Annotated in this window: 14 protein-coding genes and 1 tRNA gene; 11 read left to right on the top strand and 4 right to left on the bottom strand. The window is 42.1% G+C overall.

The window, feature by feature from the left end; all coding sequences use genetic code 11:
• Positions 1–183: 183 nt before the first annotated feature.
• Complete coding sequence (locus tag I6H64_RS05025; protein WP_008841455.1) at positions 184–1,143, bottom strand: beta-galactosidase small subunit; 960 nt, start codon at positions 1,141–1,143, stop codon at positions 184–186.
• Entirely contained in the window at positions 1,127–3,007 is a 1,881-nt protein-coding gene (locus I6H64_RS05020; protein WP_008841454.1) for a glycoside hydrolase family 2 TIM barrel-domain containing protein, read from the bottom strand. The genes I6H64_RS05025 and I6H64_RS05020 overlap by 17 nt, the downstream gene beginning before the upstream one ends.
• Positions 3,008–3,286: 279 nt before the next feature.
• On the opposite strand from I6H64_RS05020, the gene I6H64_RS05015 reads away from it, so the two are divergent.
• From I6H64_RS05015 to I6H64_RS05005, 3 genes are read left to right on the top strand one after another with little or no spacing between them, the layout of a single operon-like run.
• Complete coding sequence (locus I6H64_RS05015) at positions 3,287–4,450, top strand: galactokinase (protein WP_008841453.1); 1,164 nt, start codon at positions 3,287–3,289, stop codon at positions 4,448–4,450.
• Positions 4,451–4,504: 54 nt separating this feature from the next.
• Positions 4,505–5,494, top strand: coding sequence for a UDP-glucose 4-epimerase GalE (gene galE / locus I6H64_RS05010; protein WP_005916411.1), 990 nt, complete (start codon positions 4,505–4,507; stop codon positions 5,492–5,494).
• Between the two features lie 14 nt (positions 5,495–5,508).
• Positions 5,509–6,972, top strand: coding sequence for a UDP-glucose--hexose-1-phosphate uridylyltransferase (locus tag I6H64_RS05005; RefSeq protein ID WP_056985021.1), 1,464 nt, complete (start codon positions 5,509–5,511; stop codon positions 6,970–6,972).
• A 295-nt stretch (positions 6,973–7,267) separates the two neighbouring features.
• On the opposite strand, the gene I6H64_RS05000 is transcribed toward I6H64_RS05005, so the two are convergent.
• Entirely contained in the window at positions 7,268–7,606 is a 339-nt protein-coding gene (locus I6H64_RS05000) for a helix-turn-helix domain-containing protein (protein WP_002831322.1), read from the bottom strand.
• A 298-nt stretch (positions 7,607–7,904) separates the two neighbouring features.
• On the opposite strand from I6H64_RS05000, the gene I6H64_RS04995 reads away from it, so the two are divergent.
• The 5 genes from I6H64_RS04995 (at position 7,905) to I6H64_RS04975 (ending at position 11,669) form a co-directional block, all read left to right on the top strand.
• The gene (locus tag I6H64_RS04995) at positions 7,905–9,350 is read left to right on the top strand and encodes an amino acid permease (protein ID WP_008841450.1); all 1,446 of its coding nucleotides are present in this window, start codon (positions 7,905–7,907) and stop codon (positions 9,348–9,350) included.
• A 200-nt stretch (positions 9,351–9,550) separates the two neighbouring features.
• Positions 9,551–9,796 carry a hypothetical protein gene (locus I6H64_RS04990; RefSeq protein ID WP_036685289.1) on the top strand — a complete coding sequence of 82 codons (246 nt, stop codon included), beginning with the start codon at positions 9,551–9,553 and terminating at the stop codon, positions 9,794–9,796.
• Positions 9,797–10,093: a hypothetical protein gene (locus I6H64_RS04985; RefSeq protein WP_008841448.1), complete on the top strand. Its 297-nt coding sequence runs from the start codon at positions 9,797–9,799 to the stop codon at positions 10,091–10,093. It abuts the gene before it with no gap.
• A 239-nt stretch (positions 10,094–10,332) separates the two neighbouring features.
• Positions 10,333–10,479 carry a hypothetical protein gene (locus tag I6H64_RS04980; protein ID WP_005916432.1) on the top strand — a complete coding sequence of 49 codons (147 nt, stop codon included), beginning with the start codon at positions 10,333–10,335 and terminating at the stop codon, positions 10,477–10,479.
• Between the two features lie 233 nt (positions 10,480–10,712).
• Positions 10,713–11,669 (top strand): SDR family oxidoreductase, encoded by a 957-nt coding sequence (locus tag I6H64_RS04975; RefSeq protein WP_008841447.1) that lies wholly within the window; start codon positions 10,713–10,715, stop codon positions 11,667–11,669.
• 294 nt (positions 11,670–11,963) lie between these two features.
• Here the strand turns inward: I6H64_RS04975 and I6H64_RS04970 are convergent.
• A tRNA-Gly gene (locus I6H64_RS04970) sits at positions 11,964–12,034 on the bottom strand.
• 194 nt (positions 12,035–12,228) lie between these two features.
• Between I6H64_RS04970 and I6H64_RS04965 the strand changes: the two genes are divergently transcribed.
• The 3 genes from I6H64_RS04965 (at position 12,229) to I6H64_RS04955 (ending at position 15,953) form a co-directional block, all read left to right on the top strand.
• Complete coding sequence (locus I6H64_RS04965; protein WP_008841445.1) at positions 12,229–13,089, top strand: aldo/keto reductase; 861 nt, start codon at positions 12,229–12,231, stop codon at positions 13,087–13,089.
• A 246-nt stretch (positions 13,090–13,335) separates the two neighbouring features.
• Positions 13,336–15,024 carry an arginine--tRNA ligase gene (argS, locus tag I6H64_RS04960; protein WP_008841444.1) on the top strand — a complete coding sequence of 563 codons (1,689 nt, stop codon included), beginning with the start codon at positions 13,336–13,338 and terminating at the stop codon, positions 15,022–15,024.
• Between the two features lie 257 nt (positions 15,025–15,281).
• A complete protein-coding gene (locus I6H64_RS04955; protein ID WP_008841443.1) occupies positions 15,282–15,953 on the top strand; it encodes a Crp/Fnr family transcriptional regulator in 672 nt (223 codons plus the stop codon).
• Positions 15,954–15,958: the final 5 nt, after the last annotated feature.

Below are 15,958 nucleotides of genomic sequence, written 5' to 3'. Positions count from 1 at the left end.
TGAGGAAGTTCTTTTTTGTATGTCCCAAAGACGCTGTAAAAAATATTTCGATATATAGATTTGGTAGGGACCAAACGTGGGACAAAAGTCAATTTGTTCCGGTTAGCTGCAAAATAGCCATTATGCCAGTTTCGGGCATAATGGCTATTTTTACTTTAGTGTTCGCAAACTACCGACTTTTATTTAGAAATGGATATTGAAATCGAAATCAATGTCTTGGCCAGCGGGAATGTGGTAACGTTGTTCGACATCCGCACCCCAACTGTCGACCCCACCGACACCGCGGACTGCGCCGTATATGGAGAGCACGGTGCGCCTTGGTAATGGAAGCTCTTCGATGTGCGTGGCATTTTCAAGTTCTGCGGCGGTATACGGTAAACAACTAAAGGCAAATGGCTTTTTGGTTTGGCTAAAAGTCAAGCTAAATGGTTGAAAATCGGGATCTGCATTGTTTTGGGTGGTTGAGCGGGTCACGGTTAGTTGACTGGTTTGCATGTGCATCCCGCATTCTTGAGGCACCAGGTAGGGGGTGACTGGTAATCCGTCAACGTGAAAATGCCCATGCGTTGCGCCTGCTAACCGGTCGGGATAGGTTTCTCCCGAAAGCCCCGTATAATCAAAACTAGTGGCTGTCGTGGGCATAATAAAGCGTAGACCAAACGCGGGTAGTTCAGGCAAATCTGCCTGACCGGTGAAATGAACCGCCGCGTTAATATTACCGTCACTAGTAACGGTGTAAGTGATCGTTACCGAAGTACTTGGTACGGTCGGCGTGACCAAATGGTAGGTTAAGGCAACCTCATTTGCGTACTCCCGGTTAGTGTAACGATTATTAAACGGTGCGATGGGCAAGGGTTGTAGCGCCTGGCCATCAACCGCTAATTCAATTTTTTGACAAGTGGTGAACCGGTCGGCTGCGTACCATTGAGCTGCCTTAACGTCAAAACCATTTCCACGGTCGTTATCAGTAGTTGCCCGCCAGAATAGCGGAGTTGGGGTGCGATAGAGCCATTCTTTATTATCAACCACTAAAGACTCGAGGCCCCCGCGCTCGTAGCTAAAAAGATAGTGAAAATTGGGGCCGGCCACTCCTAAACTGCCGTCACCATATATTACGCGTAATTGACTATTTGTGTAATCCATAATAGTATTTCACCTCCTGCATTGCTGGTTTGGGTGTTCGATCAGCAAACAATAATCCATCTCCCGAAAACTCATAGTCAGAATGGCGTTCATCAAAGTCACCGCCGTAACGAAGGACTTCTTGATTGGTTACCGGATCGTGAACCAAGAGGGCTTGGTCAATGAAATCCCAAATAAACCCGCCTTGGTACATTGGATACTGATCAATTAAGTCGTTATATGATTGCATGCCACCCAAAGAATTACCCATATCATGCATGTATTCACAGTTTAGGAAAGGTTTATCCGGGTTATTTTCTAGGTAACGCGCAATGTTAGCTGGGGTTTCGTACATCCGACTTTCCACGTCAGAAATGCGATCCCGAAATTCGGGCGCCCGGACTACCCCTTCGTAATGAACTAGACGCGAAGAATCGTGTTCTTTATAGAAAGTTTGCATGGCTGCAATGTCTTCTCCCGCAAAGGATTCGTTACCGAGGGACCAGAAAATGATTGATGGATGATTTTTAAACCATTCGTAATTAGAACAGGCACGGTCAACCACGGCTGCTAACCAGTGAGGATTATCGCCGGGAACGTTATAAGAAGGCTCCACTGCGCCCATTTTTTGCCAGGAGCCGTGGGATTCCAAATTATTTTCGGCCATCACGTAAAGCCCGGCTTCGTCGCAAAGGTGGTACCAGGGAAGCTGGTCCGGGTAATGGCAGGTTCGAACAGCATTGATGTTGTTATCCAGCATAATCTGAATATCCTTGCGCATGTCGTCCAGTGAAATGACTCGACCACTGTGAGCATTCCATTCGTGACGGTTAACTCCGTTGAGCACTAGACGGTGGTTGTTAACGTAAATAACCTTGTCCTCGCGCAATTCCACTTTCCGAAAGCCGAATTGATAGGGAACCACTTCTAAGAGTTGGTGCTGATCATCATAAACTTTAATCAGTAATTGATATAAAGTCGGTGAGGTTGGTGACCAGAGTTTTAAGTTGTCGAAGGCAATCTTTTTAAATGAAACTTTACCAGTTCCCGTTTGGGTTTGCGTTGCTAGAAGTTGTTGATCTTGATCAGTCACGCTTAACTCTAAAGTAGCGTTAGTGCCAGAAACAGTAGCCTTAACCGTAAGGATGCCACTCTTAAAATCGGCGTTCACCCCGGGTTTAAGATCTAAATCAACGATGTGCGCATCGGGGAAGGCAAGTAAATTAACGTCCCGGAAAATCCCGGAAAAACGGTACATGTCTTGGTCTTCGATAAAGGAAGCGGTACTCCGTTTATAAACGCGCACGGCCAGGAGATTATCACGATCCTGAACGTAAGGGGTTAGATCGAATTCAGAAGGGGTAAAACTGTCTTCAGCATACCCAATAAAATGCCCGTTTAACCAAACGTAGAGGGCTTCCTCGACCCCTTGAAATTGAATGATAACCCGGTGATTTTTAAAAGAATCGTCAAGGTCAAATTTTTTCAGGTATGAGCCAACGCTGTTGTCGCTCGCATCACTAAATAAGCCGGGTTCTAGTTGATCTTGGTTAAGCGTGTACGGCGGGCGCCGATATATTTTACCTTCCCAGGGATACAAGGTATTAATATATTGGATCTGGCTGTAACCTGCTAATTCGATGTGTCCGGGGACTTGAATGGTATCAAAGTCGGCATCATCAAAATTAGGTGAATAGAACTGGAGCGGACGTTCGGATGGCGTCGAAGCAAAATGGAACCGCCAAGTCCCGTTAAGGCTTTTCACAAAGCTACTGCTGCGATTAAGTTCAGCTAAATTGCGATAGTAATGATGATCGCTGTGGGCGGGAAGTTGGTTCACCCGAAAGACCTCAGGATCATCAAGCCATCGGAGGTTTGCTTGCATAATAAAACTCCTTTCGTAATTAAAAATAAAACGCTTACAACAAAATGATAGAACATAAAGTTAAGTTTGTATACATAGTTTTAGTTAAATTTTAACCAAAAATAATAGTTTCTTAGGGTTCAAAAATGACTTCATCGGAAAAATTGGAGTTATTGGTGTTTTTTTCGTAAAAACGCTACCATTTTCGTTTATAAAGGGTTAAGCGGGTGTTGACAAGTGACCTTTAAAGCTATATATTCAAGTTAATAAAATTTTAGTAAAACACGGAGGATACATATTATGAACGCAACCGACTTAAAGAAAGAATTTTCCGAAATTTTTGACACTAAACCTGAAAGGGTTTTCTTCTCCCCGGGACGGATTAACTTAATTGGTGAACACACTGACTACAATGGTGGCCACGTATTCCCATGCGCAATCACAATCGGAACTTATGGTGTTTACGCACCCCGGACGGATAGTACGGTCAGAATGTACTCGGCTAACATTCCGGATTCAGGGGTAGTTACGTTTGACGTGAATAACCTCGAATACGATAAAGCAGCGGGTTGGACGAATTATCCAAAAGGGATGATGAACGAATTGGTTAAAACGGGAGCTAAGTTTGACCACGGATTTGACCTTTACGTACACGGCAACATGCCAGACGGCGCAGGTTTATCTTCCTCAGCTTCCATTGAATTATTGACCGGAGCTATTTTAAACACCGCTTTTAATCTAGGCGTTAGCCAATTAGACTTAGTCAAAATTGGCCAAAAGTGTGAAAATAACTACGTAGGGGTTAACTCTGGAATTATGGACCAATTTGCAGTTGGAATGGGTAAGCAAGAACAAGCGATTTTACTGGACACTAATACCTTAGATTATTCATACGCTCCAGTTAAGTTAGGCAATCACGTAATCGTAATTATGAATACGAACAAACGCCGTGAACTTGCGGACTCTAAATACAACGAACGCCGTTCAGAATGTGAAGAAGCGTTGCGTCGTTTGCAAACTAAGCTAGACATCAACTCTTTAGGTGACTTAACAAATGATGAATTTGACGAAGCAGCTTACCTAATTAACGATGAAACTTTAATCAAACGTGCTCGTCACGCCGTTTCTGAAAATCAAAGAACCATTCGGGCAGCTAAGGCGTTGGCAGACGACGATTTGAAGACGTTTGGTGACTTAGTTACGGCTTCCCACGTTTCACTCCACTATGATTACGAAGTAACTGGTAAGGAACTAGATACTTTGGCAGAAGCAGCCTGGAAACAACCCGGCGTACTTGGAGCCCGGATGACCGGTGCTGGTTTTGGTGGTTGCGGAATTGCAATCGTGGAAAAAGACCAAGTAGAAGCTTTTAAGGAAAACGTGGGCAAAATTTATCGCGATAAAATCGGCTACGACGCTGACTTCTATATTGCAGAAGTGGCTGACGGACCTAAAGAACTTTAATATTAAAGAATTTTAAATAACGATTACGCATTGAGAGATTGAGGAGGAATTAGAATGGCTGTCTTAGTTTTAGGTGGTGCTGGTTATATTGGCTCACATGCAGTTGATCAATTGATTACGAAGGGTTATGACGTGGCGGTGGTTGACAACCTTGTTACCGGACACCGCGCAGCAGTAAACGACCAGGCTCGTTTTTACGAAGGAGATATCCGAGATACTGAATTTATGGATTCAGTTTTTACTAAAGAAGATGTGGAAGGCGTGATTCACTTTGCGGCCTTTTCAGTCGTCCCGGAATCAATGAAAAATCCTTTGAAATACTTCGATAACAATACTGCTGGAATGGTGAAGCTTCTCGAAGTAATGGCTAAGCACGGGGTGAAACGGATTGTATTTTCATCTACTGCGGCAACCTATGGCGAACCTAAGCGGGTGCCGATCCAAGAATCGGATCCCCAAGTGCCTACCAATCCATATGGTGAAAGTAAGTTAGCGATGGAAAAAATTATGCATTGGTCAGACATTGCCGACGGAATTAAGTTTGTCGCGTTACGCTACTTCAACGTGGCGGGGGCTAAACCAGACGGTAGCATTGGCGAAGACCACCATCCCGAGACCCATTTAGTACCAATTATTTTACAAGTGGCAGCTGGCGAACGCGACCAGTTACAAATCTTTGGGGACGATTACCCAACTGCTGACGGAACTAACGTGCGCGATTACGTTCACGTGGTTGACTTAGCAAATGCTCACATCTTGGCATTGGAATATCTCAAACAAGGTCATGATAGCGACGTATTTAACTTAGGATCGTCAACTGGTTTTTCAAATAAGCAGATGTTGGATGCCGCTCGTGAAGTAACCGGAAAAGAAATCCCTGCAGTTATGGCACCTAGACGTGCAGGTGACCCCAGCACCTTAGTAGCCGCTAGCGAAAAGGCCCGGAAAGTGCTCGGTTGGCAACCGCAATATGATGACGTTAAGGAAATTATTAAAACCGCTTGGAATTGGAAAGTAAGTCATCCCAAGGGTTACAATGATTGAGGAGGACAAGCATCATGAATATTTTAGAACAATTTGTCCAAGCCGTAATCGATTCACCATCGCAGTACACCAACTTGGACCATATTTATGTTTATAATCGTGTTTTAGGTTTGGTTGGCGAAGGTGAACCAGCTGAAGCCGTTGATGGACAGTTGACGAGTTTGGTAGATGCGTTAGTTAAGACGGCTATCCAAAACGGTAAAATTGAGGATACTCAATCAGATAAGAGCATTTTAGCAGACCAACTAATGGACTTGGCGACGCCGTTGCCTTCCGTTTTAAACCAGCTTTTTTGGGATAAATATCAGGTGAGTCCTAAAGCGGCTACGGATTATTTCTTTAAATTAAGTAAAGATAACGACTACATTAAAACCCGGGCAATCGCTAAAAACGTATCTTTTCCGGCTAAGACGGACTTTGGGCAACTTGAAATTACCATTAATCTCTCGAAACCGGAAAAGGATCCTAAGGCGATTGCCGCGGCCCGTAACCAACCGCAAAATGGCTACCCTTTGTGTCAACTATGCATGCAAAATGAGGGCTATTTAGGTAGGTTAGGTTACCCATCCCGCAGCAATCACCGGATTATTCGGATGACGGTAGGCGGCGAAACTTGGGGCTTCCAATACTCACCGTACGCGTACTTCAACGAACATTCGATTTTCTTAGATCAAGTTCACCGACCAATGGTGATTAACCGACAAACCTTTGCCAACTTATTGGAAATCGTTAAACAGTTACCACATTATTTTGTGGGCAGTAATGCTGATTTGCCAATTGTTGGGGGATCAATGTTGTCACATGAACACTATCAAAGTGGCCGACATGTATTTCCAATGATGAAGGCGCCGGTTGCTAGAACCATTGAATTAGGGGTGAATGGCGTAGAAGCTGGAATCGTGAAGTGGCCAATGTCGACCATTCGCTTGACCAGCAAAGATTCGGTTGCGCTGACGGATGCGGCCGTTAAAATCCATAATACTTGGATGAATTATTCCGATGAAAGTGTGGATGTCAGAGCGTATACCGATGGAACGCGTCATCATACAACTACTCCGATTGCCTATAAAGATGGGGAGAACTACGTGATGGACGTGGTATTGCGGGATAATCAGACTTCGGCAGCATTTCCAGACGGGATTTTCCATCCGCACCAAGACGTACAACACATTAAAAAAGAAAATATTGGTTTGATTGAAGTAATGGGAAGGGCAATTTTACCAGCTCGGTTAAAGACGGAATTGGTAGAAGTGGAAAAGTACCTGTTAAATCAAGACAACCAAATGGCAGAAATGCATAAAACTTGGGCTGATCAATTAAAAGAAACTAAGTCGATTACGCCAGCAAACGTTACTGAAGTGGTCAATACGGCCGTTGGTAATGTTTTCGCGCGGGTTTTAGCTGATGCCGGCGTTTTCAAATGGGATGAAGCTGGTAAGGCAGCCTTTGCTCGTTTCATTTCCGCAGTTAAGCAATAGGGCCGGAATGGGGATCTTTGAACACCTGGTTTAAACATCCCCACGAATCTTTATACGCTTAGCGCGGTAAAGTCAATAAAATAAGAGGCTGGAAAAAATAAAGCAATATTTTCAAGGATAAAAAGATTCTTAACAAGCTGTTTTGGCGGCAATAGGGTCAAAGTATGCGCCAAAATCCAGTCTGTTCCGTTTAACCAAAAAAAGACCGTTACGCCGAATGCAGGCGTAACGGTCTTTTTTGACTAGAGCAAATTACCCGACTTTTGGCGCACGCTACTTTTAGGCCGTGGTTAGATTAATCCTTCCGCAAATAGGCCTTCGCAATGGCTTTCAAACCACGTCGCTTAAAATCGGTAACCGGCTCGCCGTTAAAGTAGCGAATGCCGTCGACTGCTTCTTCAATAGTCATACTTACGGGGTGGTTTTGAATTTGGGAATCTTCCGAGCGTCCCATTAAGTAATCAAGGGATACGTCAAGAGCTTCCGCAACCTGAAGTAACTTGTCAGCTCGGGGAGCTTGCGTTTTCCAACGGTAAATACTATTAACCCCAATTCCAGCGTGTTGCGCGGTGGTTTTAAGATTCCAATTTTTCTTTAGCTTTGCGGTTAATTTGATCCGGTCGACGAGGTCCATCGAATTCCTCCATTCTAATTATCGAATTCAGTACTTTTAGCGATGACAAATTTTGCTAAAAGTCTGCAGAATAAATAAAAAAATTTTTGCGCGGACTAAATCCCCAAATGACGGGCTTTTAGGGCGTTCTTGTACTAAAATTATTTTACTGAATTCAGTACTTTTTTGTCAATTTGATTATCTTGAGCGTTGCTAAAGCAAACAAAATTAAAATTTAATTAACTTTTTAATGGAAATCTATTTATTTTTACAGCGTTTTCTGGTGTAATAGGGTATAAATATTTAAGGAGGACAATTTATGGAAACTACGGGTAACAACCGCAATTTTCGTTGGTACAACATTGCTTTGATTTCGTTTACGGCCGTTTGGGGCTTGAACAACGTGGTCAATAACTTTGCTAATCAAGGCCTCGTGGTCATCGTTTCTTGGTTATTGATCATGGCGCTATATTTTATCCCTTATACTTTAATGGTTGGACAACTGGGGGCTACCTTCCAAAACGCGGAAGGTGGCGTTTCTTCTTGGATGAAGGAACTCTCCACTAGTCGGTGGGCTTATTTAGCAGCTTGGACATATTGGATTGTGCATGTACCTTACTTAGCCCAAAAACCACAGGCAATTCTAATTGGATTTAGCTGGCTTTTCCAGAGTAACGGGAACTTTGTTAACCAGACTCCGTCATACATTGTTCAAGCACTAAGTTTAGTAATATTCTTAATCTTCTTATGGATGGCTACTAAAGGTGTCACCACGCTTAATCGCGTGGGAAGTATTGCAGGGATTGGGATGTTTACCATGTCGATTCTCTTCATTATTTTAGGTTTGGCGGCGCCGTTTATTGCCCATTCGTCGATTGCTACGGCACACATGGATCAAGTCAGCACTTATATGCCAAAATTTAATTTTAATTACTTCACCACGATTTCCATGCTAGTTTTCGCGGTTGGGGGGGCGGAAAAAATTTCACCATACGTTAATAAGACGCGAAATCCTTCCAAAGAATTTCCTCTAGGGATGATTTTACTTGCGATCATGGTGGCACTTTCAGCTGTCCTAGGTTCGTTTGCGATGGGAATGATTTTTGATGCCGACCACATCCCTAACGACTTGATGGCGAACGGGTCGTATACGGCTTTCCAAATTTTAGGAAATTATTTCCACGTAGGTAACTTATTAACCTGGATTTTTGCAATTTCCAATATTTTATCGACTTCAGCGGCGCTTGCGATTTCAGTTGACGCACCGTTACGAATCTTCTTAAATGACGCCGATAAAAACTTTGTGCCAGCAAGTTTGCGGCGGAAAAATAAGAATGGTGTTGCGATTAACGGTTATAAATTAACCGGAGTTTTGGTTTCAATCATTATTATCGTTCCGGCGCTGGGTATTGGTGGAATGAATGACTTATATAACTGGTTAATGAACCTTAACTCGGTCGTAATGCCAATGCGCTATCTCTGGGTATTCGTAGCGTACATGCTATTGTCGAAGCAAATCAAGAAGTTCAATTCCGACTATGTATTTGTTAAAAACTCGAAGATCGGCTTTGGCTTTGGATTATGGTGCTTCTTATTTACCGCATTTGCATGTATTTTAGGGGTGATTCCTAAGATTGACTACGCAGCAAATCCGACAACTTGGTGGTTCCAATTGGCAATGAACATCATCACGCCGTTTGTTTTAATCGCGTTAGGGGTCATTATGCCAATGATTGCCAAACGACAAGTTAAGGAAGAACTATAAAGATCACGGATAATTTAGGAATGAAGCTGGTAGTTATTGATAACTGAGCTAGCTTGGCGAAAGCTTTGAATTCGATTTTAAAATTAAGGGTTTCTCCAGAATTTTAGATTCTGAGAGGCCCTTTTTTTAGGTTGGAAAATTTGACAAATGCGAACGTATGTTTGTATAATTAAGCCAATATATTAGTGAGGGTGATGGTTATGCAAAAATTAAGCGGAATTATTACTTCGTCAATTAAAATTGTCAGTTACTCGCCACTTTTAATGCGGTTTCAGCTGACGGACCGCCGACAACGAAAATACAATATGCTGATTCATACGCACGCGCTGCGTTTTTTCCAAGAAGCACGACCTGGATCAGCGTTAATGGCTTTGGTGCGGCCTAACCAACGCGGCCAAATGGTGGTTCGCCAGTTTACGGTTTTTAATGCGGAAGTGCTAGTTTAAATGAATCAGGATGCTAAGGTGATTTTGCAGCGAGTTCAACGGTATTTTAAAAAAATTCCGAATACATATTATGCAATTAACGTTGTCGACGACCGGTTTGACGATTGTTATAACTTCTTTTTCATTGTTCATAAAAAGAACAGTCGGCCACATTCGATTCCTTTGCGGAGGGTGACCCCTTATGATCTTGAATCCTTGAAAGAAGTGGTACGTGAGGTTCGGAAAGTCTACCAATTAACGATTAAGTACACTGGATTTACAACGGAACAAATTCGATGGTTGCAGTCTCCTAAGTAGTGTGTGTTGGCGGACGATTTGCATTAGAATAGCGGTAAAATCATCTTCAAAAATTATTCAATAATGAATTAATCCCTTCCCACTGTGGAAGGGATTTTTTAGTACAGGCATAAAAATAATTACTTTATTTGGGGAACTGTTGGGTACCGAACAGTTTTTTTAGCAGAATTTTGGTAAATTAATTGTGAAATAAATATCAAACTTTCGCTTGAATTTTATCGAAAAAGGGGGTTGGTGGAGTGGATAGTTTAAAGGGCGGTGAGCAAGGGTACGCAATTGAGTTTTATGGTGGCAAAAAAATGGGGATGGTTCCCATCGTGGTTTACATTATCATTAGTGCCGGGTTAGCAATCTTTTTCCAAGTGTATTTGTTGGACCTCCATTGAAAAATATTGATTACACTAAACTAGTTAACGAGATTTAAAAACAAAAGACAGTTATACGAAATACCTCCTACCTAAAAAGCCCCCGATTTTTGTGAATCGGGGGTTTATTATTTTAGATATGTATAAGCAGAATATTTATCTTGACGCAAAAAAGGGGTACAATACAAGCAGAAACATTGTGATGAAATGAACTTGTAAAGTAGAAAGGTTGTTAAGTAGAAAGGTTGTTAAGTATGAGATATATTGTTACAGGTGCCGACGGGAAGTTAGCTGGAAGAGTTGCTGAATTGATGTTAAAAGAAGTTAGTGGTGATCAGCTGACGTTCACTTGCTACAAAATGGAGCGCGTACCCAAGGATAAATTGAAACGTTGGGAAGATGCGGGGGTGCGAGTCGTTGAAGCTAACTATAATGATAAGGAATCGATGCTTAAAGCCTTTAAGGGCGGAGATCGACTCTATTTAATTTCTGGTCTTGACGTGGGTAAACGCGTTCAACAACACCGTAACGCAATCGACGCAGCTATCGAAATGGGCGTTAAACACATTACCTATACTTCATTTGTTGGGGCGAGAAATCCAGCGTATAAGCACATTTTTGTAACACCTGACCATACTGCTACTGAAGAATATCTGGAAAGTACAGGCACCGACTATACTGCTTTACGCAACAACCTGTATATGGAAACATTCATGACAATGCGGGCTATGTTAGCCTTTATGTCTAACAATCGGTGGGTCACAACTGCCGGGGAAGGCAAGGCCACGTTAGTATACAAAAATGATTGCGCTAAGGCAGGGGCTGCTTCGCTTCTTGGAAAAAGTACTCGCAAAGTCTACAACATTGTAGGTTCAGAATCAGTTTCTATTCGTCAAATTGCAGAAATGATCAGTAAGCGTTCAGGACAAAAAATCGAATACGTCCCAGCTACACCAGAACAATATTACGATTATTTGGAGGCTTTAGGGATTCCTCATGATATGTCTGGTGACTTTTCAAAATCACCGGCACCATTTAGCGCAAATGACGTTGTTGATAATGACAAATCGGTTGCGGACGGTTTGCTAGATGTTAAATCGAACGATATTGAGGAATTGACTGGTGATAAGCCTAAGACACCTGAAGAAGTCATTGGTGAGTTCGATTATATCTGGAAAGATCACATCACTAATTGGCGTCAAATGAAATAGCTCTGTGATCCAAGTTAGGGCACCATTATTTTTAATAATGTGCGTAGACTAAAGGACAATGATAGAGAGTAAAAAACCGCTCGATTAATTCGGGCGGTTTTTATTACGCGTTTGATATGCAAAATTGTTCAACATTTAAATTATTCGTTTGGGGACAGACTGGGAACAGGAGGGTAATCTTTCTGCGATACTCATGGATAACTACCCAAAAACAAAAGTGCCACAATCCCAGTATTATCAGAGGATTGTGACACTTTTGATTTATTTCCGTAAGGTTCCCAAAACATCTAAAAAAGCGAACGACGGGAATCGAACCCGCGACACAAGCTTGGGAAGCTTGGATTTTACCACTAAACTACGTTCGCAATTGCAAAATTCATTTTAGTCCAGTTTGGAAAAAATGTAAAGTAGAATTTAGTTAATTTACATGGTAGAACGGGTTAGCAAAAAGATTGATTATCTCGCTACTTCAACGGGTGCGAATTGGCTAGTTTTGGTGCCAATTTATTTTTTCGCGGTTATAATAGATTTGAAACCATCGCATTAACGGAGGAAAACAATGATAAAACAGACATTTGAATTTGATGATGAGTTACGGGTAAATCGTTTAGGGTACGGAACGATGCAATTGCCTGGACACGGTGTCTGGGGGCCCAGTGCCGATGAAGCCAACGCGGTTGCCGTAGCGAAGCGGGTGTTAGATAGTGAAGTTAACTTCATTGACACTGCGGATGCGTACGGACCGTTTTATGCAAATTTATATCTCAAAGAAGCGTTAAGGGACTATCAAGGACCACATAAAATGATTGCCAGCAAAGTTGGGTTCACCCGACAAGGACCGGATGTGTGGACGGTGGTTGGCGACCCTAATTATTTGCGGCAACAGGTAGAATTGAACTTATGGTCTCTAGGACTGGACTCGATTGACTTGATGCAATTGCACCGGGTGGATCCCCGTTTTTCAATTGAAGAACAGGTCGGTGTCTTAGCAGACATGCAAAAAGAAGGTAAAATTAAGCACATTGGTTTGAGCCAAGTTTCGGTAGAAGAAATTAAACGTGCACAAGCGATAGCCAAGATTGATTCAGTACAAAACCGGTATAACCTGATTGACCGCCGTGACGAAGCAGTTCTCGATTATGCCGAATCCCAACACATGGCGTTTATTCCGTGGTTCCCGTTGGCAACTGGAAAGTTGGCTTCAGACCAAAATAGCATTTTGAACCAAATTGCCCAGAATCATTTGGCAACGCCGAGTCAAATTGCGTTAGCTTGGCTATTACAACGTTCGGAAGTGATTTTACCAATTCCCGGGACCTCAAATATTAAACACTTTGAAAGTAACATTCAAGCGGCGTACATTACGTTGGCACCTAATGAATTTGAGGCCCTTAATCAATTAGCTGGAAAAGTTAATTAGCAAATCAAAACATACTCTGTTATAATGATTCAGTAATAAGTAGAATAGTAGTAATCTTCAGCGTTATCCTAGCGAGTCTGAGTTGATGGGAGTCAGATATAAGGCGGAGATGAAGGCGTGATTCTACGGATATTAAATTAAATAAATAAGTGGATTATTTTAATCAAGTAGAGTGGTACCGCGGGAAATCTCGTCTCTTACATTTAACGATGTAAGGGGCTTTTTTTTCGCAGAAAGGACGGAAATATGGATTATAAGAATCAAGTTGTTGCAGCATTAAAACCAGTTTTAAACGAATACCTATCGGATAGCGAAATCTATGAAAAAATTGAAGTGCCTAAGGAAAGCAAGCTAGGTGATTTGGCTTTCCCAACCTTTACGCTAGCTAAGGTTTTGCGCAAAGCACCTCAAATGATTGCCCAAGATCTAGTTGAAAAAATTGACCAAAGCGACTTCGAAAAAGTTGAAGTTGCGGGTCCTTACATCAACTTCTTCCTAGATAAGCAAACCTTTGGTGAAGAAGTTTTAAGAACGGTTCTTGACCAAAAGTCAGCTTATGGTGATAACGACGATGGTCAAAATGGGAACGTCCCAATTGATATGTCATCGCCTAACATTGCCAAGCCAATTTCCATGGGTCACTTACGTTCGACCGTAATTGGTAATTCTTTAGCTCTAATTATGGAAAAAAATGGTTATCACCCAATTAAGATTAACCATTTAGGTGACTGGGGTACGCAATTTGGTAAATTAATTACCGCATATAAACTATGGGGTAGTGAAGAAGATGTAAAAGCTGATCCAATCAATAAACTTTTGGAATACTACGTTCGTTTCCATAAGGAAGATAAGGAAAAGCCTGAACTAGACGACATTGCACGGGACTGGTTCAAGAAGCTGGAAGATGGTGACGAAGAAGCTACTAACCTATGGAAATGGTTCCGTGAAGTTTCGTTACAATCCTTCAAGCAAATTTACGATAAGTTAGGGATTACGTTTGATTCTTACAAAGGGGAAGCCTTCTATAACGATAAGATGGATGAAATTGTCCAAATTTTGGAAGACAAGGACCTCTTAAAGGAAAGTCGGGGAGCTCAAGTTGTCGACTTAGAAAAGTACAACTTGAATCCAGCCTTAATTAAGAAGACTGACGGAGCTACCCTGTACATTACTCGGGACTTAGCAGCAGCCCTTTACCGTTACCGGACTTACAACTTTGTCCAATCGCTATACGTGGTTGGTGCCGAACAAACTAACCACTTTAAGCAATTAAAGGCTGTATTAAAAGAAATGGGCTATGACTGGTCTGACGACATCCACCATATCCAATTTGGTTTGATTACGCTGAACGGAAAGAAATTGTCTACTCGTTCAGGTCGGGTTGTTCTCTTGGATGAAGTCTTGAATGACGCGGTAACCTTAGCGAAGAAGCAAATCAACGAAAAGAACCCTGATTTAGCTAACGCTGACATGGTTGCAAAAGAAGTCGGGGTTGGCGCGGTAGTCTTCCACGATTTGAAGAACGAACGGACAAACTCCTTTGACTTTAACCTTGAAGACGTTGTCCGTTTTGAAGGGGAAACTGGCCCATACGTACAATATAGTCGGGCACGGGCAGAAAGCATTCTTCGGAAGGCAGATACGGAAGTTACAACCGATCAATTGAAGATTACGGATGCCAATGCTTGGGATACCTTAAAAGCATTGCAAGAATTCCCGAGCGTAGTTCAACGAGCAGCTGCCCAATATGAACCATCAGTTATTGCGAAGTACGCCTTGAGTTTGGCGAAATCCTTCAATAAGTACTACGCAAATTCTCGGATCTTGGCGGACGATGCTGAAAAGCCAGCACGCTTGGCATTGGTTAAGAGTGTTAGTTTAGTACTTGAAGAAGCACTACGCTTACTTGGCGTTAAGGCACCGGACGAAATGTAAAATTAACCAACTGAAATTCAATATAAAAACCAAGCGCGCAAGTGCTTGGTTTTTTTAGTGGAAGAAAACGAAGTAAAATTGGGCGAGTGCTCTTAATTAAAAGCACATCAATCTCACCAAAATTTAATATAATGGACAAACTACAGTTTTTTTAACAAAAATTGCGGATTTTAGTCCTTTACCGTCAAGTTACTGGGGTGGTAATTTTTTTCTAACATAGTAGGCGTCAAATCAATTTTAAAAAAAGGAGTTTTTCTATGATTTCGCCAACCATCCAAACGGAAATCAAAAAATTTTATATGGCTCAACCAGATTTTGGAAACTTACCCATGCAGGAATTAGATCGACTAAGTGAAGCTACGCGTTTTAAACGGGTGCACCGGGGACAATGGATTTTTGATCAGGGGGATGAGCTTAGTGACGTGTATTTTTTGAAGGAAGGTCACGTAAAAGTTACGGCAATGAATGCGGAGGGAGACTTAACATATTTATCATTTTTAACGCCACAGGCAATTTTTCCACTGAGGGGCATTCTTAATGGGGAAGAATACTGTTATAATTCAATTGCGATCACTGATTTAGAAGTGTACATAGTTCCGGTAACGGAAATCCGACGGGTGATTATTCATAACTACGCTTGTCTAGTTTCGTTTATCCAGCGGATGGAAAGGCTAGTTGAACGTACAACTAGCTTAATTGAACAGACTACGAGTTCGAACGCCACCCAACGGGTTTGCCAGGTGTTAAGCGGCTTAAAGGCTGAATACGGACAAAAAAGAGGGACGGTGCGTCAAATTCCGTTTCAAATTTTGTTAAAAGACTTAGCGGTGTTGAGTGGGACCACTACGGAAACGGTGACGACGGTTGTAAAACAACTTCAGCAACAAAATAAGATAAGGTATAATCGAAAATTGATTTCGTTTATTTGATTTAG

It is taken from the genome of Pediococcus acidilactici (genome assembly GCF_016127815.1).
Taxonomy (GTDB): domain Bacteria; phylum Bacillota; class Bacilli; order Lactobacillales; family Lactobacillaceae; genus Pediococcus; species Pediococcus acidilactici.
The sequence above is the reverse complement of the archived record's forward strand: the minus strand, read 5'-3'. Positions and strand labels throughout refer to the sequence as shown.

Coding starts and splice junctions, on each gene's coding strand:
- argS (WP_008841444.1), top strand. CDS start 13,336: ATGGATTATAAGAATCAAGTTGTTGCAGCATTAAAACCAGTTTTAAAC.
- I6H64_RS04975 (WP_008841447.1), top strand. CDS start 10,713: ATGAGATATATTGTTACAGGTGCCGACGGGAAGTTAGCTGGAAGAGTT.
- I6H64_RS04990 (WP_036685289.1), top strand. CDS start 9,551: ATGCAAAAATTAAGCGGAATTATTACTTCGTCAATTAAAATTGTCAGT.
- I6H64_RS04985 (WP_008841448.1), top strand. CDS start 9,797: ATGAATCAGGATGCTAAGGTGATTTTGCAGCGAGTTCAACGGTATTTT.
- I6H64_RS04965 (WP_008841445.1), top strand. CDS start 12,229: ATGATAAAACAGACATTTGAATTTGATGATGAGTTACGGGTAAATCGT.
- I6H64_RS05000 (WP_002831322.1), bottom strand. CDS start 7,606: ATGGACCTCGTCGACCGGATCAAATTAACCGCAAAGCTAAAGAAAAAT.
- I6H64_RS05015 (WP_008841453.1), top strand. CDS start 3,287: ATGAACGCAACCGACTTAAAGAAAGAATTTTCCGAAATTTTTGACACT.
- I6H64_RS04955 (WP_008841443.1), top strand. CDS start 15,282: ATGATTTCGCCAACCATCCAAACGGAAATCAAAAAATTTTATATGGCT.
- I6H64_RS05025 (WP_008841455.1), bottom strand. CDS start 1,143: ATGGATTACACAAATAGTCAATTACGCGTAATATATGGTGACGGCAGT.
- I6H64_RS05005 (WP_056985021.1), top strand. CDS start 5,509: ATGAATATTTTAGAACAATTTGTCCAAGCCGTAATCGATTCACCATCG.
- galE (WP_005916411.1), top strand. CDS start 4,505: ATGGCTGTCTTAGTTTTAGGTGGTGCTGGTTATATTGGCTCACATGCA.
- I6H64_RS04995 (WP_008841450.1), top strand. CDS start 7,905: ATGGAAACTACGGGTAACAACCGCAATTTTCGTTGGTACAACATTGCT.
- I6H64_RS05020 (WP_008841454.1), bottom strand. CDS start 3,007: ATGCAAGCAAACCTCCGATGGCTTGATGATCCTGAGGTCTTTCGGGTG.